General features: G+C 68.0%; 21 protein-coding genes and 1 pseudogene. 14 read left to right on the forward strand and 8 right to left on the reverse strand.

Annotated elements, in window-relative coordinates:
• Positions 1-42: 42 nt before the first annotated feature.
• Positions 43-411: pseudogene (locus tag ACG04R_RS10955) on the forward strand (GFA family protein); the annotation flags it as partial.
• 10 nt (positions 412-421) lie between these two features.
• Here ACG04R_RS10955 and mddA read toward each other — a convergent pair.
• Positions 422-1174 (reverse strand): methanethiol S-methyltransferase, encoded by a 753-nt coding sequence (mddA, locus tag ACG04R_RS10960; RefSeq protein WP_394409529.1) that lies wholly within the window; start codon positions 1172-1174, stop codon positions 422-424.
• Between the two features lie 98 nt (positions 1175-1272).
• Positions 1273-2343: an alpha/beta fold hydrolase gene (locus ACG04R_RS10965; RefSeq protein WP_394409532.1), complete on the reverse strand. Its 1071-nt coding sequence runs from the start codon at positions 2341-2343 to the stop codon at positions 1273-1275.
• 44 nt (positions 2344-2387) lie between these two features.
• Between ACG04R_RS10965 and hemP the strand changes: the two genes are divergently transcribed.
• Both hemP and ACG04R_RS10975 read left to right on the forward strand, forming a co-directional pair.
• A complete protein-coding gene (gene hemP / locus ACG04R_RS10970) occupies positions 2388-2603 on the forward strand; it encodes a hemin uptake protein HemP (RefSeq protein ID WP_394409535.1) in 216 nt (71 codons plus the stop codon).
• A 278-nt stretch (positions 2604-2881) separates the two neighbouring features.
• A complete protein-coding gene (locus ACG04R_RS10975) occupies positions 2882-3955 on the forward strand; it encodes a DUF2325 domain-containing protein (RefSeq protein ID WP_394409538.1) in 1074 nt (357 codons plus the stop codon).
• A 24-nt stretch (positions 3956-3979) separates the two neighbouring features.
• Here the strand turns inward: ACG04R_RS10975 and ACG04R_RS10980 are convergent, their stop codons facing one another.
• Positions 3980-4708, reverse strand: a complete 729-nt coding sequence (locus tag ACG04R_RS10980) for a polysaccharide deacetylase family protein (RefSeq protein ID WP_394409541.1) — start codon at positions 4706-4708, stop codon at positions 3980-3982.
• 234 nt (positions 4709-4942) lie between these two features.
• Between ACG04R_RS10980 and glgC the strand changes: the two genes are divergently transcribed.
• The 4 genes from glgC (at position 4943) to ACG04R_RS11000 (ending at position 9605) form a co-directional block, all read left to right on the forward strand.
• Entirely contained in the window at positions 4943-6202 is a 1260-nt protein-coding gene (gene glgC / locus ACG04R_RS10985) for a glucose-1-phosphate adenylyltransferase (RefSeq protein ID WP_394409544.1), read from the forward strand.
• Positions 6199-7659: a glycogen synthase GlgA gene (gene glgA, locus ACG04R_RS10990; protein WP_394409547.1), complete on the forward strand. Its 1461-nt coding sequence runs from the start codon at positions 6199-6201 to the stop codon at positions 7657-7659. The genes glgC and glgA overlap by 4 nt, the downstream gene beginning before the upstream one ends.
• An 81-nt stretch (positions 7660-7740) precedes the next feature.
• On the forward strand, positions 7741-9258 hold the full coding sequence (locus ACG04R_RS10995; RefSeq protein ID WP_394409550.1) for a S1/P1 nuclease: 1518 nt from the start codon (positions 7741-7743) through the stop codon (positions 9256-9258).
• A gap of 20 nt (positions 9259-9278) precedes the next feature.
• Positions 9279-9605 (forward strand): hypothetical protein, encoded by a 327-nt coding sequence (locus tag ACG04R_RS11000; protein ID WP_394409553.1) that lies wholly within the window; start codon positions 9279-9281, stop codon positions 9603-9605.
• Positions 9606-9747: 142 nt separating this feature from the next.
• On the opposite strand, the gene ACG04R_RS11005 is transcribed toward ACG04R_RS11000, so the two are convergent.
• Genes ACG04R_RS11005 through ppsR form a run of 3 tightly spaced genes read right to left on the reverse strand, consistent with a single transcriptional unit; the run spans position 9748 to position 11947 of the window.
• Positions 9748-10227 carry an SMI1/KNR4 family protein gene (locus tag ACG04R_RS11005; RefSeq protein WP_394409556.1) on the reverse strand — a complete coding sequence of 160 codons (480 nt, stop codon included), beginning with the start codon at positions 10225-10227 and terminating at the stop codon, positions 9748-9750.
• A gap of 14 nt (positions 10228-10241) precedes the next feature.
• Positions 10242-11126 carry an EamA family transporter gene (locus ACG04R_RS11010; protein WP_394409559.1) on the reverse strand — a complete coding sequence of 295 codons (885 nt, stop codon included), beginning with the start codon at positions 11124-11126 and terminating at the stop codon, positions 10242-10244.
• Positions 11126-11947 carry a posphoenolpyruvate synthetase regulatory kinase/phosphorylase PpsR gene (gene ppsR / locus ACG04R_RS11015; RefSeq protein WP_394409562.1) on the reverse strand — a complete coding sequence of 274 codons (822 nt, stop codon included), beginning with the start codon at positions 11945-11947 and terminating at the stop codon, positions 11126-11128. The genes ACG04R_RS11010 and ppsR overlap by 1 nt, the downstream gene beginning before the upstream one ends.
• A gap of 284 nt (positions 11948-12231) precedes the next feature.
• On the opposite strand from ppsR, the gene ppsA reads away from it, so the two are divergent.
• The 7 genes from ppsA (at position 12232) to dnaB (ending at position 19972) form a co-directional block, all read left to right on the forward strand.
• Positions 12232-14628: a phosphoenolpyruvate synthase gene (gene ppsA, locus ACG04R_RS11020; RefSeq protein ID WP_394409565.1), complete on the forward strand. Its 2397-nt coding sequence runs from the start codon at positions 12232-12234 to the stop codon at positions 14626-14628.
• A 73-nt stretch (positions 14629-14701) separates the two neighbouring features.
• Positions 14702-16765, forward strand: a complete 2064-nt coding sequence (locus ACG04R_RS11025; RefSeq protein ID WP_394409568.1) for a sodium:solute symporter family protein — start codon at positions 14702-14704, stop codon at positions 16763-16765.
• A gap of 125 nt (positions 16766-16890) precedes the next feature.
• Positions 16891-17253, forward strand: a complete 363-nt coding sequence (gene rpsF / locus ACG04R_RS11030; RefSeq protein ID WP_268168250.1) for a 30S ribosomal protein S6 — start codon at positions 16891-16893, stop codon at positions 17251-17253.
• Positions 17254-17303: 50 nt separating this feature from the next.
• A complete protein-coding gene (gene priB, locus ACG04R_RS11035) occupies positions 17304-17612 on the forward strand; it encodes a primosomal replication protein N (RefSeq protein WP_394409571.1) in 309 nt (102 codons plus the stop codon).
• 28 nt (positions 17613-17640) lie between these two features.
• Positions 17641-17931: a 30S ribosomal protein S18 gene (rpsR, locus tag ACG04R_RS11040; protein ID WP_394409574.1), complete on the forward strand. Its 291-nt coding sequence runs from the start codon at positions 17641-17643 to the stop codon at positions 17929-17931.
• Positions 17932-17943: 12 nt separating this feature from the next.
• Positions 17944-18396 (forward strand): 50S ribosomal protein L9, encoded by a 453-nt coding sequence (gene rplI / locus ACG04R_RS11045; RefSeq protein ID WP_394409577.1) that lies wholly within the window; start codon positions 17944-17946, stop codon positions 18394-18396.
• A gap of 154 nt (positions 18397-18550) precedes the next feature.
• Complete coding sequence (gene dnaB / locus ACG04R_RS11050; RefSeq protein ID WP_394409580.1) at positions 18551-19972, forward strand: replicative DNA helicase; 1422 nt, start codon at positions 18551-18553, stop codon at positions 19970-19972.
• A 194-nt stretch (positions 19973-20166) separates the two neighbouring features.
• Here dnaB and ACG04R_RS11055 read toward each other — a convergent pair whose 3' ends face one another.
• On the reverse strand, positions 20167-20739 hold the full coding sequence (locus tag ACG04R_RS11055) for a sugar O-acetyltransferase (RefSeq protein ID WP_394409624.1): 573 nt from the start codon (positions 20737-20739) through the stop codon (positions 20167-20169).
• Between the two features lie 29 nt (positions 20740-20768).
• Positions 20769-21746 (reverse strand): phosphotransferase family protein, encoded by a 978-nt coding sequence (locus tag ACG04R_RS11060; RefSeq protein ID WP_394409583.1) that lies wholly within the window; start codon positions 21744-21746, stop codon positions 20769-20771.
• Positions 21747-21760 lie beyond the last annotated feature (14 nt).

Consider the following 21760-nt stretch of genomic DNA (forward strand, 5'->3'; position numbering starts at 1 on the left):
CCCGAGAATCGGCGCACGACTCCGCGCCTCGCCTCCTGCACCTGTGGCCAGCTGATGGCGAATGTCGTCGGCGAGCCGGTCCGCATTTCCATCTGCCACTGCCTCGCTTGCCAGCGCCGCTCGGGCAGCGTGTTCGCGACGCAGGCGAGGTTCCTGCGCGAGGCGGTGTCCATCACGGGCATGTCGACCGTCTACGTGCGCGTCGGCGACGAAGGCGGGCGAGCCCACTTCCACTTCTGCCCGCACTGCGGCGACACCGTCTACTACGAGCCGCAGGCGCTGCCGGACTTCGTGGCCATCCCCGTCGGCGCCTTCGCCGACCCGGGCTTCCCGACGCCCACCGTCTCGGTCTACGAGGCGCGCATGCACCGCTGGGTGGTGCCGCCACCCGAGGCCGAGCACTACCCCTGAAGCGCGGCGCTCAGGAATCCAGCGCTCGCAGGTGGGCGCGGAACCTGGGCAGCAGCATGCCCACCTGCTGGCGATAGGCCAGGTAGCGCGGGCCGAACTGCGCGATGAGGTCGCGCTCCTCGAACGCGATGCCGATGAGGATGTAGGCCGTGTTGACGGCCGCGAACAGCGCGTGGCCGGCCGTCATCTGCGGTGTGGCCCAGAACGCGAGCAGGAAGCCGAGGTAGAGCGGATGGCGCACATGCCGGTAGAGCAGCGGTGTGCGGAACGCCGGCGCCTGCTCCGCCTGCCGGCGTAGCGCGGCCCACGGCTGGCGCAGCCCGAACAGCGCGAAGTGGTCGATCAGGTAGGTGCTGACCAGGGCGATGAGCCAGCCTGCCGCGGCCAGCCCCTGCAGCGCGACCCGGCCGGCCGGGTCCTGCACCGACCACAGCAGCGGCTGCGCGATGGGCCGCCATTGCCACAGCAGCAGCGCGAGCGCGGCGCTGGCCGCCAGCACGTAGGTGGCGCGCTCCACCGACGGCGGCACGAAGCGTGTCCACCATTGCTTGAAGCCGCGTCGGGCCATCACGCTGTGCTGCACGGCGAACAGGGCCATCAGCGCGAGGTTGACGGCGATGGCTTCGGCCATCGACACGGCGGCACCGCTGTCTATGGTCTTGGGCAATCCCGGCAGGTTGAAGACGAAGCCGACCGTCCAGGCGAACGTGGCGAGGAAGACCAGGTAGGCCGCGGCGGCGTACAGCAAGGCAAGCAAAGGCATGTCGAAAACCTCCTGCCACGACTCTCGTTTTGGGCAGCAGGGGTGACAAGTCGGCGCACCACGGTAGCGCGAGCGGGGCTACCGGGTGGTCACGGTAGTCAGCCTTCCAGCAGCTGCAGCCGCGTGGCGCGGTGCACGGCCTCGGCGCGCGTGCGGCAGTCCAGCACCCGCAGCGCGCCGGCCACGTGCATCTCCACCGTACGCGGACTGAGCCGCAGTGCGGCAGCGACCTGCTTGTCGGTCGCGCCGCCGGCGATGCGCCGCAGCACTTCGGCCTGGCGCGGTGTGAGCCGTGGTGTGGGTGCATCCGGAGCGGCCGTTGCGCCCAGGAAGGCTCGCACCTCGCGCAGGAAGCCGGCGAACGCGGCCTCCGTCGGCAGCGGGATGTGGTTGCGGCCCTCCAGCGGCACGAAGCGCGCGCCAGGGATCAGGGACGCCAGCCGGCGTCCCTGCTCGAACGGCACCATCTGGTCGCCTTTGGGATGCAGCAGCAGCGCCGGGCAGCGCACGTGCCGCGCGGCGTCCTTCACGTTGATGCCGTACAGCGAGTGCAGATAGCGCGCCGCCACGTCGGGTGTGCAGGTCTCGCGCTGCAGCTGGTCGAAGGCGCTCCACTGGGCCGGCGTGGCATCGGGCAGGAAGCGCGAGACGAACACCTGCCGGAAGGCAGGCGAGCTGCTGCCCCAGCCCACGGCGGCCAGCTCCATCATCAGTTCGCCTTCGCGGCGCACGGCCGGGTCCGGGTGGCTGGTGCTGAAGTAGGAGGTCGCGAAGCCGCCGAAAAGAATCAGTTGCCGCACGCGCTCGGGATGGCGCGCCGCGTACTCCACCGCCACGCCGGCGCCGCAGGTGAAGCCCAGCAGCGTGAAGGGCTCGTCGGCGCCGTAGGCATCCGCCACGGCTTCGAGGTCGCGCACCCAGGCCTCGAACGACATCTCATCGACGCGCCGCTGCGAGAGGCCGCAGCCGCGCGTGTCGTACTCCACGTAGGTGTGCGCGGCGGAGAACTCGTCGATCAGCGCCTGCTGGATGGAGCCCGGCTGGACCGGATCGATGTGCGTGAGCCAAGTGGCCGCCTTCAGCACCAGCGGCCCATGCCCGTAGCGCGCGGCGGCGATCTGTACGCCGTCGGCCGATGTCACGAACCGGATGTCACTGCGCTGGGCCATGGCTTGCCTTTCGCGGGCAGTCTATCGGCATCGCCTGGCGCCGCATGCTTGCAATCAAGAATGATTCTCATTACAGTGATGCCATGCCTCTTGAATCACAACCGCCCAAACCCACGGCTCCGCCTTCGGCGCCGGGTGCGGTCCGCCGCATCGACAGCGCCTCGCTGCTCGGTCAGCGGGGTGAGGTCCTCATCGTCCATCAGCAGCAGGTCTACCGCCTGCGCGTCACGTCACTGGGCAAACTGATCCTGACCAAGTAAGCCCCGTCCGCACGTCGATCGATACCCGCGCCAGCCAGCCGCAGCCAGCCCGCGCTCTTTTCCTGAGCCCCGTGCTGAGGACTGTCCGCCCAGCCCTTCGGTTGCCGGGTGGAAGCCCCGTCCCCTTGCCCTGGAGACTTCCAATGGCTGAAGCTTGTTGCGCCGCGTACGCGGCCCCGTCGCCCTCTACCGGCTCGCGCCGCCGCCGGCTCTGGGAGCTTGGCAGTCATGCGCATTGCCCCGTCATCGGCGTCTGTGTGCCGCTGGAGCGAGTGCGCGTGCTCGCGAAGAAGCTGCTCGTGCTGCAGGGCGACGAGGATGACTACACGCTGCACTGCAGCCTCGTCACCGCCGCCGCGCGCCGCAACGCAGTGGCGGAGGCGCTGCAGAAGGACCTGGAGCAGCGCTTCGCACTGGACTTGCGCTCGGCGGCCCAGGCCAAGTGCCGCGACAGCCTGATGACGTGGTGGCGCGGTCGTGCGGCGCAGGGCGAAGGCATCGCTGGCGCGCTGTGGGCGACGCTGACGCATGCGCGCTGCGACGAGTGGCTGGAGATGCGCGTGCTGGGCCAGATCCACATGCTGCAGCATCAGGTCGGCGCCGCGCAGCGGGTGGACATGGCCCGTCACCGCGAGCTGGCCGCCGAGCATCAGGCACTGCTGCGGGACTACGCCGACGTGCAGCAGCGCGTGACGGCCTGGAGCCAGGAGCGCGCCCGCGAGCAGCAGGCCTGGGAGCAGGAACGCATGCGCCAGCGGGCCGCGCTTATCGCGCTTCAGACCCAGCTCGCCCAGGCCCAGGAGCAACTGCAGCACTGGCAGGCCGCACGGCCGGATCTGCCCGAGCGCGAGCAGCTGCGCGAACGGCTGGCCGAACAGGTGGAGCGCAACCAGGCGCTGCAGCGCGAGGTGCTGCGCCTGTCGTCAGCGCGCCCGGCCGCCGTGGCGGAGACGGCACCCGCGGCGACCGAGCGCACGGCAGACTCACAGCCGTCACCCGTAGCGTTGGAGCACCGCGTCGTGCTGTGCGTGGGTGGTCGTGGCGGCAGCGTGCCGCAGTACCGTCAGGCCGTGGAGGGGTGCGGCGCGCAGTTCCTGCACCACGACGGTGGCGCCGAGCACAAACCGGCCCAGCTGGAGCCGCAGCTCGCCGCGGCCGACCTCGTCATCTGCCAGACTGGCTGCATCAGCCACGACGCCTACTGGCGCGTGAAGGACCACTGCAAGCGGCACAACAAGCGGTGCGTCTACGTGGAGTCGCCGAGTGCGACCAGCCTGCGGCGGGCGCTCGGAGCCCTGAGCAGTGCGGATCGGGCGGTTGAGGACGCCGGACAGGCCGGCGACGCGAGTTGATGGGCGGCGCCTGCGCGGTCTGCGTCAGACCGGCTGGAGCCGCGCCCCGGACAGCGTGACGAAGCGGTAGCCGCGGGCCAGCAGCTGCGGCAGCGTGGCCGCGAAGGCTTCCGCCGTTGCGCCGGCCGGCTTGTTCATGTGCGCGATGACGATGTCGCCGGGGCGGACGGCGCGCAGGCGCGCGGCGATGTCGGCCTCGGGCAGCGTGGCGCCGGCGTCGGCGTTCACCGAGAAGCCCGCGACCTGGTAGCCCATGGCCCGGATGATCTGCAGGGACTGCGCGTCGTAGATGGCGGTGGCGCCGCGGAAGTAGACCGGCGCACGGCCGGTCAGTGTGCGGATGGCCTGCGCGGCGCCGGCCACCTCGGCTTCGACGTGCGCCGCATCGGGCGCAGCCGGGATGCCGTAGATGCGGCGATCCTTGCCGATGACCGCGGGCATGTGCGATGTGCCGTGGTCCTCCAGCTCGAATAGGTCGGGGTGGGCCAGCAGCACGGCCGTGCCGGCGGGGTTGTGGTCCAGCCACTTCTTGGTCACGAAGATGGTCGCCGGCACCCGCAGGTCGACCAGCGTCTGGATCAGGGAGGCATCGAAGGCGCCGCCGCACGCGTCGAGCGTGATCGCCACGGGTGTCGCAGGCGCGCCCGGGGCCGCGGCCAGCCGGTCATGCGCCTCGGTGCCCCAGCGCGGAGTGGCCATGGCTGCCGACGACAGCAGCAGTGCCAGGAGGAAAGCGGAGGAGGAGCGGATCATGGGTACTCAACGCATGACTGGCGCTCGTGGATGACCGCCAGTGAAGCTGATGACCGTCATCGTGCTGGGCAGCGGGCTGTATTTGTGGATCAAGAAGCGTCGGCAACTGCCTGCCTTGATGTCGATGCCCATCGGCCTGGGCGCTGCGGTGTAGCCTTGCGGGGAACTCCCCGTGGCGGCGCCGGTGCCGGCCCCGCAGACTGGGGTGGCCCCACACTTGCCAGCTGCAGAGCCATGCCTCCCACCCCATCACCGCACCAACTGTCCCGTCGCGCCATTGCCCTCGTCCTGGCAGGTGGCCGAGGCTCCCGCCTCAAGCAGCTGACCGACTCGCGTGCCAAGCCGGCGGTCTACTTCGGTGGCAAGTTCCGCATCATCGACTTCGCGCTGAGCAACTGCGTCAACAGCGGCATCCGCCGCATCGGCGTCGTCACCCAGTACAAGAGCCACTCGCTGCTGCGCCACATCCAGCGCGGCTGGAGCTTCCTGCGTGCCGAGCTGAACGAGACCGTCGACCTGATGCCGGCCCAGCAGCGCGTCGACGAGGAAAGCTGGTACCGCGGCACGGCCGACGCGGTCTACCAGAACCTGGACATCATCCAGAGCACCGAGGCCGAGTACATCGTCGTGCTGGCGGGGGACCACATCTACAAGATGGACTACTCCAACATGCTGGCCGACCACGTGGCCACGGGTGCAGGCTGCACGGTCGGCTGCATCGAGGTGCCCAAGGCCGAGGCCAGCGCCTTCGGCGTGATGGCCGTGGACGACGAGCGCCGCATCACGGCCTTCAAGGAAAAGCCGGCCGACCCGCCCTGCATCCCCGGGCGCAGCGACGTCTGCCTGGCCAGCATGGGCATCTACATCTTCAATGCCGACTACCTCTACCGCCTGCTGGCGGAGGACCTGGCCGACTCGACGTCCAGCCACGACTTCGGCAAGGACGTCATCCCCAAGGTCGTCGGCGAGCAGCGCGCCGTGGCTCACCCCTTCGGCATGAGCTGCATCAGCAACCCGAACGGTGCGCCGCCCTACTGGCGCGACGTCGGCACGCTGGACGCCTTCTGGGCTGCCAACCTCGACCTGGCCTCCATCAGCCCCGAGCTGGACATCTACGACACCGACTGGCCCATTTGGACCTACCAGCGCCAGCTACCGCCGGCCAAGTTCATCCCCGACCACAACGGCATGCACGGCATGACGGTGAACACCATCGTCAGCGCCGGCTGCATCGTGTCGGGCGCGCACGTCGTGCAGTCGGTGCTGTTCAACAACGTGCGCATCCGCTCGTTCTGCAACATCCACCAGTGTGTGCTGCTGCCCGGCGTCAGCGTGGGGCGGCACTGCCGGCTGACCAAGGTCATCATCGACCGCGGCTGCGAGATCCCCGAGGGCCTCGTCGTCGGCGAGGATGCGGCGCTGGACGCGGCCCGCTTCGAGCGCACCGAGAACGGTGTCGTGCTCATCACGAAGCAGATGCTCGCCCGCCTGTGACCAAGGTCCTGCAAGTCAGCGCGGAACTGTTCCCGCTGCTGAAGACCGGTGGCCTCGCCGACGTGGCGGGTGCGCTGCCCGCGGCGCTGGCAGCGGCCGGCGCCGAGCCGCGCCTGCTGGTGCCGGGCTTCCCCGCCATCCACGACGCGCTGACGCGGGAGTGCGCCGTCGCCCCGGTCGCGTTGCCGTGGAGCGAGGGCAGGGCGGCGCTGTTGCGCGGCCGCCTGCCGGGCTTCGACCAGCTCGTCTACGTGCTCGACGCACCGGGCCTGTTCGACCGCCCCGGCAACCCCTACGCCGACGACAGCGGCGTTGCCTACGCTGACAACCACCGCCGTTTCGCGCTGCTGGGCCTGGCCGCCGCGCGGCTGGCCGAGGGTGTGGACCCGGCGTGGCGGCCCGACATCGTGCACGCCCACGACTGGCACGCCGGTCTGGCCTGCGCCCACATTGCTGCCAGCCGCTCGCGCCGCCGCACCGAGGCGCGCACCGTCTTCACCGTGCACAACCTGGCCTACCAGGGCCTGTTCGCGGCCGACAAGTTCAGCGAACTGGGGCTGCCGCCGTCGCACTACGCCGTCGAGGGGGTCGAGTTCTACGGACAGGTGAGCTTCATGAAGGCCGGCCTGCATTTCGCCGACGCGATCACGACGGTCAGCCCGACCTACGCGCAGGAGATCCAGACCCTCGAGCAGGGCTGCGGCCTCGATGGCCTGCTGCGTCATCGTGCCGACGTGCTGCATGGCGTCCTGAACGGCGTCGACTACGGCGTCTGGTCTCCCGCCCACGACGCTGCCCTCGCAGCGTGCTTCGATGCCGACGACATCGGTGGCAAGGCCGCCTGCAAGGCCGCGCTGCAACGTGAGTGCGGCCTGGCCGCCAAACCCGACGCGCCGCTGTTCGGCATCGTCAGCCGGCTGACCGAGCAGAAAGGCCTGCCGCTGGTGCTGGAGGCGCTGCCCGACCTGCTCGATGCCGGCGGCCAACTCGTCGTCCTCGGCAGCGGCGATGCCCGCCTCGAAGCCGAGTTCGTGGCCGCCGCGGCGCGCCATCCCGGCCAGGTCGCGCGCCGCACGGGCATGGACGAGGGCCTGGCCCACCGCATCGTCGCCGGCAGCGACGTCATGCTCGTGCCCAGCCGCTTCGAGCCCTGTGGCCTGACGCAGCTCTACGCGCTGAGCTACGGCGCGCTGCCGCTGGTCCACCGCGTCGGCGGCCTGGCCGACACCGTCGTCGACACGACGCTGGAAGACCTCGCCGCCGGCACCGCCACCGGCTTCGTCTTCAACGCCTTCACGGCCGACGCCTATCGCCGCGCGCTGCGCCGTGCGTTCGCGCTGTGGAGCCGGCCGGAGTATTGGGGTCGCGTGCGGACGTCGGCGATGCGCCAGCGCTTCGGCTGGGACACTGCGGCGCGGCGTTATGCCGACATCTATCGTGGCCTGATGCAAAGCTGAGGCAAAGCCGGGGCGATGACTTCCCTCCGCCTGGCCGCCGCGGCGGACACTCTTGGGTTTTCCGTCGGACCCGCCATCGCCATGCGTGCATTCAAGCTCCACCCGTTCCGCCACCTCGGCGCCCTTGCCGCGCTGGCCCTGGCGCCTGCCCTGTGCCACGCCTGGGGGCAGGAAGGCCATTCCATCGTCGCCGAGATCGCGCAGCGCCGGCTCACGCCGGCCGCTGCGGCCGGTATCGCGAAGCTGCAGGGCGGTGCCAGCCTGGCCTCGGTGGCCAGCTGGCCCGACGATGTGCGTGGCGAACGCAAGGGCGACTTCAACCTGCACTTCGTCGACATCCCGCGCGGCGTGCACGAGTACGACGAGAAGGTCCACTGCGCACCGTCGGAGAAGGGCGACTGCGTCGTGAAGGCGTTGCAACGCGCCCAGCAGGCCCTGCGCTGCGCACCGACCGAGGAAGCCCGGCGCGAGGCGCTGCGCTACGTCGTCCATTTCGTCGGTGACATCCACCAGCCGCTCCACGCCACCGGTGACCTCGAAGGCGGCAATGGCTTCAAGGTGCATGGCAGCCTGCACGGCCAGACCTGCAAGGGCAACTGCGCGCTCGAGAGCGGCAACCTGCATTCGCTGTGGGACTCGGGCCTGATCCGCCGCACCGTGTGGGACTGGGGTGCCTACGTCGACCGCCTGGAGAAGACGCTGCTGGCCACGCAGGACTTCGACCTGAAGAGCGGCGGCGACCAGCCCGCCGACTGGGCCATCCAGTCGCACGCCGTGGGCGAACTGGTCTGGAACGACAAGCTCATCCCGGCCGACGGCACCATCGACGACGCTTACTACGCCGCGGTGCTGCCGGTGCTGGACCAGCAGCTGGCGCTCGGCGGCCTGCGCCTGGCCCGTTTGCTCAACGAGACCTTCGCGCCGGGCTCCTGCAGCGCGCCCGTCGCCACGACGCCCTGGCCCAGCGCCGAGAAAGGTCTGCAGCCGGCCGCCAATCTTGGCGAGCTGAAGGCGCAGTTCAAGGCCTACCAGAGCGTTGGCTATGCGCGTGACCAGGCCGAGGTGGACGAGGCCGCTACTGCCTGGGTGCTGTCCCGTGCCAAGCAGGTGGCCAAGCCGGCGCTGGTGCTCGACATCGACGAGACCTCGCTCGACAACTGGGGCCAGCTGGCACAGAACGACTTCGGCTACATCGTCAACGGCGACTGCACCGCCGCGCCCGGCACCTCGTGCGGCGCGCTCGCGTGGGACGCCCAGGGCCGCGCGCCCGCCATCGCCGCGACGCTGAAGCTCTTCAAGGCAGCGCGCGCCGCCGGCGTGTCCGTCTTCTTCATCACCGGCCGGAAGGAAGCCGAACGCGCCGCCACCGAGGCCAACCTGCGCGCCGCCGGCTACGACGGCTGGGCCGGCCTCGTGCTGCGCCCGGACGATTCGCACAGCCACTACTCCGCTGCCAGCTTCAAGGCCGGCGAGCGCGCCCGCATCGTCATGCAGGGTTACCAGGTGCTCGCGACGGTGGGCGACCAGCCCAGCGACCTCGCCGGCGGCTACGCCGAGAAGGCCTTCCTGCTGCCCAATCCGTTCTACCGGATTCCTTGAGACCTCCGAGAAGGCTACCCATGACCGCAGCCGTCCCTGACCGCATCCAGGAGATCTTCGACGAGCGGGTCACCGATTTCGCGCAGGCCGCGCAGCGCCACTTCAAGACCAACGACCTCGTCGTCGTGCTCGATTTCCGCGAGGACCCGGCGCAGCTGGAGGCGGTGGACCGTCAGGATCTCGTCGCGGCCGACGAGCTGTCGCTGGACCTCAAGCTGAAGCTGTCCCGCCCGGCGTCCGAGTTGCAGGCACTGCACGGTTCGCCCGAGCAGTCGTTCTGGTTCATCGTCATCTTCGACGACGAGGATGCCGAATGCGGCGCCGTCAGCGCGGCGATGCTGAGCTGACTCAGACCGCCGGCCCCGGCTTGTTCGAGCGTCACGCGCACGCGGTCGGCGCCGGGCTGACGGCGGTCGGCGTTTGGCGGTAGGGCAGCTTCAGCCGTCAGAGCATCGATGCAGCGCCAGCCACGGAGGCTTGAGTCTGGCATCAGTCATACGCATCGCCTAAATCCTTGAAACCCGGCTCCAGCCAATACAGGCCGCGTCCTGCAAAGGCAACGGTTTGTTGAAGAAGTTTGGAAAAACTCAGGGCGATGACCGTGGATGAGCCGGCGACGGCATGTCGGTCCCAGAAACTGTCATAGCAATGGCCGAGCCGGCTTGGATGGAGATCAATCGACACGGACTGTTGTGAGCCAGAACGCGCCAGCAGATACCAGTCGTCCGATATGTCCTGCTGCAGCCCGAGCCCAAGGATGGCGAGATTGGCCGGCTCGAATTCGTCTGGCCCCAGGATTTCAAATGGACACGGGGATTGCTCGAACAGGCGCAGCCCCCCGCACCTCTCGTAGAACGCTTTGAGGTCGTCTGGCAGTGCGAGCTCGCGGCTGACAAAGGGCTGGCCACGTGATGGGAGGACGGTGCATCCCTGCAACTCGCTGACGGCTTCAAGCAATCGTTGGATCATCGTTGCAGCTCACATCAGAGCGCCAGCGCGACCACCCCGGCGCCGATCAGCACCGCGCCGCCGATCCGCCAGCCCTTCTCGCCCTCGCCAAGCAGTTGCCCGCCCAGCAGCGCCGCGAACAGCATCGACACCTCGCGGGCCGGCGCTACGCGCGACAGCGGGGCGTCGCGCACGGCCAGCAGCACCAGCACATAGGCCAGCGGGCTGATCGTCGCGACGGCCAGCACGCCCTTCCACGTACGCCGCATCTCGGCCTTGAAGCTGTGCCGGTGGCGCAGCACGACGGGCAGCTGCATCGGGATGCGCAGCACGTTGCCGCAGTAGTCCAGCAGCAGCGGCGACACGGCCAGCATCTTGACCGCGTAGCCGTCGAGCACCGTGTAGCCGGCGATCAGCGTGCCGGTGGCCACGCCCCAGTAGACCCCCTTGCGGCGGCGGATGGCGGCGGTGACCTCGGGGTCCATGCCGCGGCCCATCAGCCGTGGCCCCATCGTGATGAGCAGGATGCCGCCGACGACGCCGGCCAGCCCCAGCACGCCCAGCGCGCCGAGGTGTTCGTCCAGCAGCAGCACCGCCGCGGTGGCCGACAGCAGCGGCCCGCTGCCGCGCGCGACGGGGTAGACGACGGTGAGATCGCTGGCCTTGTAGCCGGCAATCAGGCAGTTGAAATAGAGCAGGTGGACGACGGCGCTCGCGACGACGAAGCCCCAGGCCAGCGGCGACCAGTGCGGCAGCGCGTCCAGGCCGATCCACAGCACGGCCGGCAGCCAGAACCCCACGACGCCGACGGCGCTGGCGAACACGAAATGCGGCCCGCCACCCCATTTCTTGGCGGCCAGGTTCCAGAGCGAGTGGAGGAGGGCGGCGGTGAGTACGAGCGCGAGGGCGGAAGCCGGCATCAGTAGATGAGACGGTCCGGCCGGATGTCCCGCAGGATCGTCGTCGCGATCTCCTCGATGGACTTGTGTGTCGACGACAGCCACGAGATGCCCTCGCGCTTCATCATGCCCTCGGCCTCGTTGACCTCATAGCGGCAGTTCAGCACGTCGGCGTACTTGCTGCCGGGGCGGCGCTCGTTGCGGATGGACGAGAGCCGCTCGGGGTCGATGGTCAGCCCGAAGCACTTGCGCTTGTGCGGCAGCAGCGGTGCGGGCAGCTTGCGGCGCTCGAAATCCTCGGGGATGAGCGGGTAGTTGGCGGCCTTGATGCCGTGCTGCATCGCCAGGTAGAGCGACGTGGGCGTCTTGCCGCAGCGGCTCACGCCCACCAGGATCACGTCCGCCGTGTCCAGGTTCTTGGATGACTGCCCGTCGTCGTGCGCCAGAGAGAAGTTGATGGCCTCGATGCGGTCGTGGTACTCCTGGCTTTGTGCCACGTCGGAAAAGCGGCCCACGCGGTGGTTGCTCTTGATGCCGAACTCGTCTTCCAGCGGCTCGATGAAGGTGCCGAACATGTCCATCACGCGGCCCTGGCACTGCTCGCGGACGACCTTGAGCACGTCCCGGTCCACCAGCGTCGCGAACACGATGGGCCGCTCGCCCTCGCGCACGGCCAGCTCGTTGATCTCGGCGACGACGGCCTGCGCCTTCTCGGCCGTGTCGATGAACGGCCGGCGCACGTGGCGCGGCTTGATGGAGAACTGCGCGAGGATGGAGTTGCCGAAGGTCTCGGCGGTGATGCCGGTGCCGTCAGAGACGAAGTAGACGGTTCTGGCGGTCATGGCGGCGTGAGGCAGAGTCGAAGGCGAGGCCATGATAGCCACGGCCCCCGGGGCCGCGAGGTGATTTCCGGAGTGCGGACCTTTCTCACGCCACCCGCAGGTTACACGCCGGTACGGACCGCCTAGAATCCGCCGCAATTCCTCGCGATCAGCCCCATGCGCGCCTCCCTCCTCCAAGAAGAATCCAGAAATGGATGGAGCCGCGCTTGCCCCGAGCCCCTGGGCTCGGCCCAGGGCCTGGACGATGCGATGGGCAAGGATTTTCAACCTCCCGGAGTTTTTCCATGTCCACCCTGTTCGAGGCGACCGCCCTGGTCGTACCGTTTGAGAACCTGAGGATGACCGACGTCGAGGCAGTTGGCGGCAAGAACGCCAGCCTCGGCGAAATGATCTCGCAGCTCGCCGCCAGCGGCGTGCGCGTTCCCGGAGGGTTCGCCACCACGGCGCATGCCTTCCGGCAGTTCCTCAAGCACGAGGGGCTGGACGCGCGCATCGCGGCGCGCCTGGCCACGCTCAACACCGACGACGTCCGTGCGCTGGCCGAGGCCGGTGCCGAGATCCGCGGCTGGATCGAGAACCAGCCTTTCCCGGCCGACCTGGAAGCTGGCGTGCGCTCGTCCTACGCGCAGCTGACGGCCGACAACCCCGATGCGACCTTCGCCGTGCGCTCGTCCGCCACGGCCGAAGACCTGCCCGATGCCTCCTTCGCCGGCCAGCAGGAGACCTTCCTGAACGTGCATGGCATCGACGAGGTGCTGCACAAGATGCGCGAGGTGTTCGCGTCGCTCTACAACGACCGCGCCATCAGCTACCGCGTGCACAAGGGCTTTGCCCACGGCGACGTGGCGCTGTCTGCCGGCGTGCAGCGCATGGTGCGCTCCGACCTCGGCTCGGCCGGCGTGATGTTCACCATCGACACCGAGAGCGGCTTCCAGGACGTCGTCTTCATCACGTCCAGCTACGGCCTGGGCGAGACGGTGGTGCAGGGCGCCGTTAACCCGGACGAGTTCTACGTCCACAAGCCGGCGCTTCAGCGCGGCAATCTGGCCATCATCCGCCGCAACCTCGGCTCCAAGCTGATCCGCATGGAGTTCGCGACGCCGGAAGAGAAGGCCGCGTCCGGCAAGCTGGTGAAGACGGTGGACACGGTGCCCGAGCACCGCAACCGTTACTCGCTGAACGACGCCGAGGTCACCGAGCTGGCCCGCTACGCGCTGATCATCGAGAAGCACTACGGCCGCGCGATGGACATCGAGTGGGGCCGTGACGGCGTCGACGGCAAGCTCTACATCCTGCAGGCCCGCCCCGAGACGGTGAAGAGCCAGGCCGCCGGCCAGGTCGAGCACCACTACAAGCTCAAGGCCCACAGCGCCGTGCTGGCCGAAGGCCGCGCCATCGGCCAGAAGATCGGCACGGGCCCGGTCCGGCTGGTCGACAGCGTCGCCGAGATGGAGCGTGTGCAGCCGGGCGACGTCCTCGTCACGGACATGACCGACCCGAACTGGGAGCCGGTCATGAAGCGCGCCAGCGCCATCGTGACCAACCGCGGCGGCCGCACCTGCCATGCGGCCATCATTGCGCGTGAACTGGGCATCCCGGCGGTCGTCGGCTGCGGCGATGCGACCGAGAAGCTCAAGGACGGCCAGCTCGTCACCGTGGCCTGCTCGGAAGGCGACACCGGCTACATCTACGACGGCCTGCTGGAGACCGAGGTCAGCGAGGTGCACCGCGGTGAACTGCCCTACTGCCCGATCAAGATCATGATGAACGTCGGCAACCCGCAGCTGGCGTTCAACTTCGCGCAGATGCCCTCAGGCGGCGTGGGCCTGGCCCGGCTGGAATTCATCATCAACAACAACATCGGCGTCCACCCGAAGGCGATCCTGGACTATCCGAACATCGACGCCGACCTGAAGAAGGCCGTCGAGTCGGTGGCCCGCGGCCACGCTTCGCCGCGTGCCTTCTACGTGGACAAGCTGGCCGAAGGCATCGCGACGATCGCCGCCGCCTTCTTCCCGCGACCGGTCATCGTGCGTCTGTCCGACTTCAAGTCCAACGAGTACCGCAAGCTCATCGGCGGCACGCGCTACGAGCCGGACGAAGAGAACCCGATGCTGGGCTTCCGCGGTGCATCGCGCTACATCAGCGGCGAGTTCCAGGACGCGTTCGCGATGGAGTGCGAGGCCCTCAAGCGTGTGCGCAAGGAGATGGGCCTGACCAACGTCGAGATCATGGTGCCCTTCGTGCGTACGGTGAAGCAGGCGGAGAAGGTCGTCACCATGCTGGCCGAGAAGGGCCTGAAGCGCGGCGTCGATGGCCTGCGCGTCATCATGATGTGCGAGGTGCCGAGCAACGCCATCCTGGCCGAGCAGTTCCTGGAGCATTTCGACGGCATGTCCATCGGCTCCAACGATCTGACTCAGCTGACGCTGGGCCTGGATCGCGACTCCGGCCTGGAGCAACTGGCCGGTGACTTCGACGAGCGCGACCCGGCCGTCAAGGCCATGATCTCGCGCGCCATCCGCGCCTGCCGCGCCACCGGCAAGTACATCGGCATCTGCGGCCAGGGCCCCAGCGACCACCCCGACTTCGCCCAGTGGCTGGCGGAGGAAGGCATCGTGTCCATCTCGCTGAACCCCGACACCGTCATCGACACCTGGCAGATGCTGGCCGCCAAGTAAGGCTTCGCAATTGACGACCGGCCCGGGTTCTCCGTAAGGGGAATCCGGGCTTTTTGTTGCCATCATCGCGGCCATGTTTGCAGGCCCCGCCGCTCACCTCCATCGCCGCTACGCGCTCTTCGTGCTGAGCTTCATCGTGCTCGTCGTCGGTCTCGGCGTTGCCGAGCAGCGCGGCCTGCCGAAGGCGTGGATCGGCTACACCTTCCTCGGCACGACGGTGGCGGTCTATGCCGTCATCGGCATCCTCTGCCGCACGACCGACCCGGCCGAGTACTTCGTCGCCGGCCGCCGCGTGCCGCCGCTCTACAACGGCATGGCCGCCGGCGCCGACTGGATGAGCGCCGCCAGCTTCATCGGCCTGACGGGCACGCTCTACGCGAGCGGCTACGCAGGCCTGGCCTACGTGCTGGGCTGGACGGGCGGCTTCGTCCTCGTGGCCTTGTGCATCGCGCCCTATCTGCGCCGCTTCGGGCAGTACACGCTGGGAGACTTCCTGGCCGAGCGTTTCCAGAGCCGCACGCTGCGCCTCGTCGGTGCGTCGGCGGCCATCCTCGTGTCCTTCGTCTACCTGGTCGCGCAGATCTACGGCGTGGGCCTCATCACGACACGGCTCACCGGCCTGGGCTTCGAGGTCGGCGTGTTCGTGGGGCTGGGCGGCGTGCTGGTCTGCTCCTTCCTTGGCGGCATGCGCGCCGTCACATGGACTCAGGTGGCGCAGTACCTCATCATGATCCTGGCCTACCTGGTGCCGGTCATCTGGCTCAGCGTCAAGCAGACCGGCTGGCCGCTGCCGCAGCTGGTCTATGGCCAGCAACTGCACCAGTTGGCCGAACGTGAACAGCAACTGATCCGTGACCCCGCCGAGCTGCAGGTGCGTGCCATCCACCAGCAGCGCGCCGATGCCGCCGCCGCGCGCCTGGACGACGTGCCCAGGGCGCTGGCCGACGACCAGGCGAGGGCGGCCGCGCGGGTCACCGCGCTGAAGGTGGCGGGCGCGCCGCTGGCGATGATCCAGGCCGCCGAAAAGCAGCGCGCCGCGCTGCCGCGGACACCGGCCGAGGCCGAGGAGCAGTGGCGCCGCGAGGAAGCCAGCGAGGCCCGCCTGGCCCAGCCGCTGTCGGGCCTGGTGCCGCACACCCAGCCCTTCGCCGGCAACCCCGACGGCGCCCCGGCCGAGCAGGCACAGGCCAGCGAGGCGCGGCGCAATTTCATCGCGCTGGTGCTGTGCCTGATGGTCGGCACGGCCGGCCTGCCGCACCTGCTGACGCGCTACTACACGACCGCCTCGGTCGCCAAGGCGCGCGAGTCGGTGGCCTGGTCGCTCGTCTTCATCTGTCTGCTCTACCTGACCGCGCCGGCGCTGGCTGTCATGGTCAAGACCGAGGTCTTCAATCACCTGGTCGGCACGTCCTTCGACCAGTTGCCGGCCTGGATACGCCAGTGGCAGCGCGTCGACCCGTCGCTGCTGTCGGCCGTGGACCTGAACGGCGACGGCAAGCTGCAGCTGGGCGAACTTCGGCTGCATCCGGACCTCGTGATGCTGGTCATGCCAGAGCTGGGCGGGCTACCCTACGTCATCTCCGGCATGGTGGCGGCTGGCGGCCTGGCGGCGGCACTGTCGACCGCCGACGGCCTGCTGCTGGCTATCTCCAGCGCGCTGTCCCACGACCTGTACTACAAGGCCATCAACCCCGAGGCCTCGCGCACGCGGCGCGTCACGTTGTCCAAGGCGCTGCTGCTGGCGGCGGCGCTTGCCGCGGCGGCGGTGGCATCCAGCCGGCCGGCGGACATCCTGGCCGTCGTCACGGCGGCGTTCTCCATCGCCGGCTCGACCTTCTTCCCCGCGCTCGTCGCCGGCGTGTTCTGGCGGCGTGCCAACCGTGCCGGCGCGCTGACCGGCATGCTGACCGGCCTGGCCGTCTGCGTGGTCTACCTGATCGTGGCCCACCCGGGCCTGCGCGCGCTGGTCGGCCTGCCGGGACCGGTGTCGCTGATCTGGGGCATCCAGCCGGCTTCGGCCGGGCTGTTCGGCGTGCCGGCCGGCGCGCTGGCACTGATCATCGCGTCGTTGCTGACGGCGCCCAGCCGGCGCGACGGCGATTTCGTCGACGCGTTGCGCGGCCGCCCGGCGCCCTGATTTGGTCGTTTCCGGCTTCCGGGCTAGAATCCTCGGTTCCCCCTTGCCGTAACCACGTGTCGACGCCGTGGCGCGGCTTCCACAGACCCGGCATCCGTCGGGGCTGGAATCCACAAGGAGTACACATGCGTCACTACGAAATCGTTCTGCTGATCCATCCGGATCAAAGCGAACAGGTTCCGGCCATGCTGGAGCGCTACAAGGGTCTGATCACCGCCGGTGGCGGTGTCGTGCACCGGGTCGAGGACTGGGGCCGCCGTCAACTGGCGTACCAGATCCAGAAGCTCGCCAAGGCCCACTACCTGTGCCTGAACATCGAAGCCAGCAAGGAAGTCCTCGTTGAGCTCGAGACCGGCTTCCGCTTCAACGACGCCGTCCTGCGCCACCTGACCGTGGTGCAAGACAAGGCCATCACGACCCCGTCGGTCATGATGAAGGCTGTCGAGCGCGAAGAAGCCCGCAAGGCGCCGCAGCAAGAAGCGGCCTGAGCGCAGGTCATCGCTAAAGAACCAGGTTTTTCGAACAGCGTGCCGACGGCGTGAATCAACTTCACCTGAAGGCGCAGATCCAGCAACTCGGACAAGTTCGCTACACCCCCGCCGGGCTGATGGCCCTGGACGCAAGCCTCAAGGCCGAGTCCGAAGTCATCGAAGCCGGCAAGCCGCGCAAGGTCTCCCTGGAGATCAAGGCGGTCGCGGTGGGCGAGGTGGCCAAGCAGTTGCAGGCGCTGGGAATGGGGGGCGACGCGATCTTTCGCGGCTTCCTCACCCACCAGCGCAACGGCCGGGGTTTCATCGCCCACGTGACCGTGATCGAGCCCGCTGCTCAAGAGCCCGGAACCATTTGAATCCGGATAGATTTAACAGAGGTCCAACATGCCCCCTCTTCGTGGTAAGGGTCGCTTCTCCAAGGACAAGAAGCCCAAGCGCAACCAACAATCGCTGCTGTTCCGCCGCAAGCGTTTCTGCCGCTTCACCGTCGCTGGCGTCGAGAAGATCGACTACAAGGACATCGACACGCTGCGCGACTTCGTCGCCGAGAACGGCAAGATCACGCCCGCTCGCCTGACCGGCACGCGCGCCTTCTTCCAGCGTCAGCTGACGGTCGCCATCAAGCGCGCGCGCTTCCTGGCCCTGCTGCCGTACAGCGACCAGCACAAGGTCTAAGGAGCTGACGACATGCAAGTGATCCTGCTCGAAAAAGTCGCCAACCTCGGCAACCTCGGCGATGTCGTCAAGGTCAAGGACGGCTACGCCCGCAACTTCCTGATCCCGACCAAGGCCGCTCGCCGAGCCACGGAAGCCGCGATCAAGGAATTCGAAGCCAAGCGCGCCGAACTGGAAAAGATCGCCGCCGCCAAGCTGGCCGAAGCCCAGAAGCTGGGTGAAGCCATCGCCGGCAAGACCGTCCGCATCGCCCAGAAGGCCGGCGTGGACGGCCGCCTGTTCGGCTCGGTGACCAACGCCGACGTGGCTGACGCGCTGACCAAGGCCGGCACTGCCGTCGTCAAGTCGCAAGTGCGCCTGCCGAACGGCCCGCTGAAGACCGTGGGCGAGTTCCCGGTCAGCGTCGCCGCGCACACCGACGTGGTCGTGGAAATCACCGTCCAGGTGGTTGCCGAAGCCGAGTAAATCTCGCTTCCCCTGATGTGCGGCGGCGCGAGTCGCCGCAACATCGAACGAAGGCCGATACCCTCAGGGTTTCGGCCTTCGGTTTTTCAGGGTCACGTTTTCCACTGCTGACCACCGGTTGGGCCCAGCTCGTCCACAGCCTTATCCACAAGCGATGTCCGCGATCCTTCCCGCCTCCTCCTCCGCCTCACAGGACGACGAAGTCGCACGCCTGCGCGTGCCGCCGCACTCGGTCGAGGCCGAGTACAGCGTGCTCGGCGGCCTGCTGATCGACAACTCCGCCTGGGACAAGGCGGGCGACCTGCTGACCGACAGCGACTTCTATCGCTTCGAGCACAAGCACATCTTTGCCGCCATCGGCAAGCTCATCAACGCGGGCAAGCCGGCAGACGTCGTCACCGTCTTCGATGAGCTGACCTCGGTGGGGCGCGCCGAGGAATGCGGTGGCCTGGCCTACCTGAACTCGATCGCGCAGAGCGTGCCCAGTGCCGCCAACCTGCGTCGTTATGCCGAGATCGTTCGCGAGCGCGCCATCCTGCGCAAACTGGTGGCCACCAGCGACGAGATCGCCACCGCCGCGCTGAACCCGCAGGGCAAGGCCGTCAACCAGATCCTGGACGAGGCCGAGGGCAAGATCTTCAAGATCGGCGAGGAAGGCTCGCGCAGCCAGCAGGGCTTCCAGAGCATGGACCGTCTGGTCATCGCGCTGATCGACCGCGTCAACGAGCTGGCGGAGAGCGGTGCGCAGGACGTCACCGGTGTACGCACCGGCTTCTACGATCTCGACAAGCAGACCGCCGGCCTGCAGCCGGGCGACTTGATCGTGCTGGCCGCGCGCCCGTCGATGGGCAAGACGGCGTTCGCGGTGAACATCGCCGAGAACGTCGCCATCAACGAGGGGCTGCCGGTCGTCATCTACTCGATGGAAATGGGCGCCGCGCAGCTGGCCTTGCGGATGGTGGGCTCCATCGGCCGCATCGACCAAAGCCGCCTGCGCACGGGCCAGCTGGCCGACGATGAATGGAGCCGGTTGTCCGAAGCCGTCGAGAAGCTCGGCAAGTCCGCCATCTACATCGACGAAAGCCCCGGCCTCTCACCCAGCGAGGTGCGCGCCCGTGCGCGGCGTCAGGCGCGCATCAGCGGCCAACTGGGGCTGATCGTCATCGACTACCTGCAGCTGATGACCGGCAATGGTGGCGGCAGCGAAGAGAACCGTGCCACCATCCTGGGCGAAATCTCGCGGGGCCTGAAGGCGCTGGCCAAGGAGCTGCGCTGCCCCGTCATCGCGCTGTCGCAGCTGAACCGCTCGGTGGAGCAGCGGCCTGACAAGCGGCCCATGATGTCCGACCTGCGCGAATCCGGCGCCATCGAGCAGGACGCGGACATCATCATGTTCATCTACCGGGACGAGTACTACACCAAGGATGAGTGCAAGGAACCGGGGGTCGCGGAGATCATCATTGCCAAGCAGCGTAACGGTCCGGTCGGCACGGTGAAGCTGGCGTTCCAGCGCATGCACACCAAGTTCGAGAACCTCGCCCCTGGGTACGTCGGGGTGGAGCGGGATGAATACTGACCGCTGACCGCTGACAGGTGCAGGGCTGGAGGAGCCACTGATGCTCAGAACGCATCGGTGGCTTTTGCCTTTGCGGCGCTTGCCTGGCCTGAATACAGGCCGTTCGACACCACGTGTCCTATTTTTGGGGCGCCTGCCTGAGTGGGACAAATCGCGCCATGGTGAGGGGATGAGGATTGGGCGCTGCGGGGGCGTCAGCGCCTTTCGTCCCCACGGTGCTTGAGGGCGCGGGCCGGGTTGCCGGCCACCGTCACGCCGGGCGGCACGTCTCGGGTGACGACGGCGCCGGCGCCGATCAGCGCGTCGTCCCCGACAGTCACGCCCGGCATGATGAGCGCGCCGCCGCCAATCCACACGTTTTTGCCGATCCTGATCGGTCGGCCGAACTCAAGTCCCTGAGCGCGAAGCGCCGGATCGCGTGGATGGTCTGCGGTGAGGATCTGGACGCCGGGGCCGATCTGCGTCATGTCGCCGATCTCGACCTCGACGACATCGAGGATGACGCATCCGAAGTTCATGAGCGCGCCACGGCCGATCTTGACGTTGTAGCCGTAGTCGCAGTGGAACGGTGGGCGGATGAAGGCGCCTTCGCCGACGGCACCAAACCGCTCACGCAGCATGTCTTGCCGCTGATCGTTGGCCAGGCCGGCCGTCAGGTTGTAGCGCTCCATCCATTCGCGCGCGGAGGCCTGGTCGGCCTGGATCTCGGCGTCGCCAGCGTTGTAATACTCGCCAGCGAGCATCTTTTGCTTCTCGGTTTTGGACATGGTCATCGTCTCAGGGAGGGGTGAAGGGATCAGTTGGCTTGCAGCCAGTCCATCGCCAAAGCGATCAACTCCCTGGACTTGTTGAAGATCTCGTCGCTGCCGTAGTGGCGGTAGTAGCACTCGACGTGCATCACCAGCGCGAGGTGCAGCAGGTAGAGCCACGAGCGTCGCATCTCGTTCGGCGTGAACTCGGTTTTGCCGTAACCGTGCATGGCCTGTGTCACGCCCTCCCATGACAGCGAGCGGAACTGGGCCTCCATCAGCGGCTCGGCCCACAGCGCGCGCTCGAAGTCGATGATTCCTTTGATGTGGCCGCTCTCGACGAAGAAGTTCGGCTTCCAGGCATCCCAGTGCACGAGGCACGGTTTGCCGACCTCGTCCAAGGTCTCGATGTGCTTGCTGACGGCCGCGCGCAACGCCTCGTCCCCGTAGTCGAAGACCACTGATTTCCTGGCTGCGTCGGCAAACACCGATTCCATGATCTTCAGGAAGGCGGATCGCCAGGTGTCGGCACGCAAATCCGGGTTGCCGTCGTAACCGAAGAAGCTGCCTGGGAAGCTGTTGATTCTTTTGACGATGGAGCCGATCTCGCGCTCGATCACTGCCTTCTGGTCGACCGTCAGTGCCTCGTAAACATGGTCCAGGTTGTCGCCTTCGATCTTCTCCATGAAGAAGTAGCTGGAATCGCAGACGTCGCGGGCATCGTCATAGAAGTAGATCTCGGGCACGGGGATGCCGGTGCTCTGGCGCACGAGACGCATCGTCGCCACCTCGGTGGCCATGATGTCGCGCTCGTAGCTCATCACCTCGGCGTGGGCCGCCGGTGCGATCTTCAGGATCGCTTCGCGACCGTCTGCCAGGCGCAGGGCGTAGGCGGCATTGAACCAGCCGTCTTTCAGTTCGCGTGCCGCATGCGGGCCGTTTGCCAGGCCAATGCCGTTGAACCCCTTGCGGGCCATTGCGTCGATCTGTGCCCAGGTCTTGGCGTTCTTCGTCTTGCTTTCCATGGAGGTCCGGCCGC

It is taken from the genome of Pelomonas candidula, assembly GCF_043555985.1.
Taxonomy (GTDB): domain Bacteria; phylum Pseudomonadota; class Gammaproteobacteria; order Burkholderiales; family Burkholderiaceae_C; genus Pelomonas; species Pelomonas candidula.

Excerpts from the sequence above, each read along its gene's own strand:
- mddA (WP_394409529.1), bottom strand. The coding sequence starts at position 1,174 with ATGCCTTTGCTTGCCTTGCTGTACGCCGCCGCGGCCTACCTGGTCTTC.
- ACG04R_RS10965 (WP_394409532.1), bottom strand. The coding sequence starts at position 2,343 with ATGGCCCAGCGCAGTGACATCCGGTTCGTGACATCGGCCGACGGCGTA.
- hemP (WP_394409535.1), top strand. The coding sequence starts at position 2,388 with ATGCTTGCAATCAAGAATGATTCTCATTACAGTGATGCCATGCCTCTT.
- ACG04R_RS10980 (WP_394409541.1), bottom strand. The coding sequence starts at position 4,708 with ATGATCCGCTCCTCCTCCGCTTTCCTCCTGGCACTGCTGCTGTCGTCG.
- glgC (WP_394409544.1), top strand. The coding sequence starts at position 4,943 with ATGCCTCCCACCCCATCACCGCACCAACTGTCCCGTCGCGCCATTGCC.
- ACG04R_RS10995 (WP_394409550.1), top strand. The coding sequence starts at position 7,741 with ATGCGTGCATTCAAGCTCCACCCGTTCCGCCACCTCGGCGCCCTTGCC.
- ACG04R_RS11000 (WP_394409553.1), top strand. The coding sequence starts at position 9,279 with ATGACCGCAGCCGTCCCTGACCGCATCCAGGAGATCTTCGACGAGCGG.
- ACG04R_RS11005 (WP_394409556.1), bottom strand. The coding sequence starts at position 10,227 with ATGATCCAACGATTGCTTGAAGCCGTCAGCGAGTTGCAGGGATGCACC.
- ACG04R_RS11010 (WP_394409559.1), bottom strand. The coding sequence starts at position 11,126 with ATGCCGGCTTCCGCCCTCGCGCTCGTACTCACCGCCGCCCTCCTCCAC.
- ppsR (WP_394409562.1), bottom strand. The coding sequence starts at position 11,947 with ATGACCGCCAGAACCGTCTACTTCGTCTCTGACGGCACCGGCATCACC.
- ppsA (WP_394409565.1), top strand. The coding sequence starts at position 12,232 with ATGTCCACCCTGTTCGAGGCGACCGCCCTGGTCGTACCGTTTGAGAAC.
- ACG04R_RS11025 (WP_394409568.1), top strand. The coding sequence starts at position 14,702 with ATGTTTGCAGGCCCCGCCGCTCACCTCCATCGCCGCTACGCGCTCTTC.
- rpsF (WP_268168250.1), top strand. The coding sequence starts at position 16,891 with ATGCGTCACTACGAAATCGTTCTGCTGATCCATCCGGATCAAAGCGAA.
- rpsR (WP_394409574.1), top strand. The coding sequence starts at position 17,641 with ATGCCCCCTCTTCGTGGTAAGGGTCGCTTCTCCAAGGACAAGAAGCCC.
- rplI (WP_394409577.1), top strand. The coding sequence starts at position 17,944 with ATGCAAGTGATCCTGCTCGAAAAAGTCGCCAACCTCGGCAACCTCGGC.
- dnaB (WP_394409580.1), top strand. The coding sequence starts at position 18,551 with ATGTCCGCGATCCTTCCCGCCTCCTCCTCCGCCTCACAGGACGACGAA.
- ACG04R_RS11055 (WP_394409624.1), bottom strand. The coding sequence starts at position 20,739 with ATGTCCAAAACCGAGAAGCAAAAGATGCTCGCTGGCGAGTATTACAAC.
- ACG04R_RS11060 (WP_394409583.1), bottom strand. The coding sequence starts at position 21,746 with ATGGAAAGCAAGACGAAGAACGCCAAGACCTGGGCACAGATCGACGCA.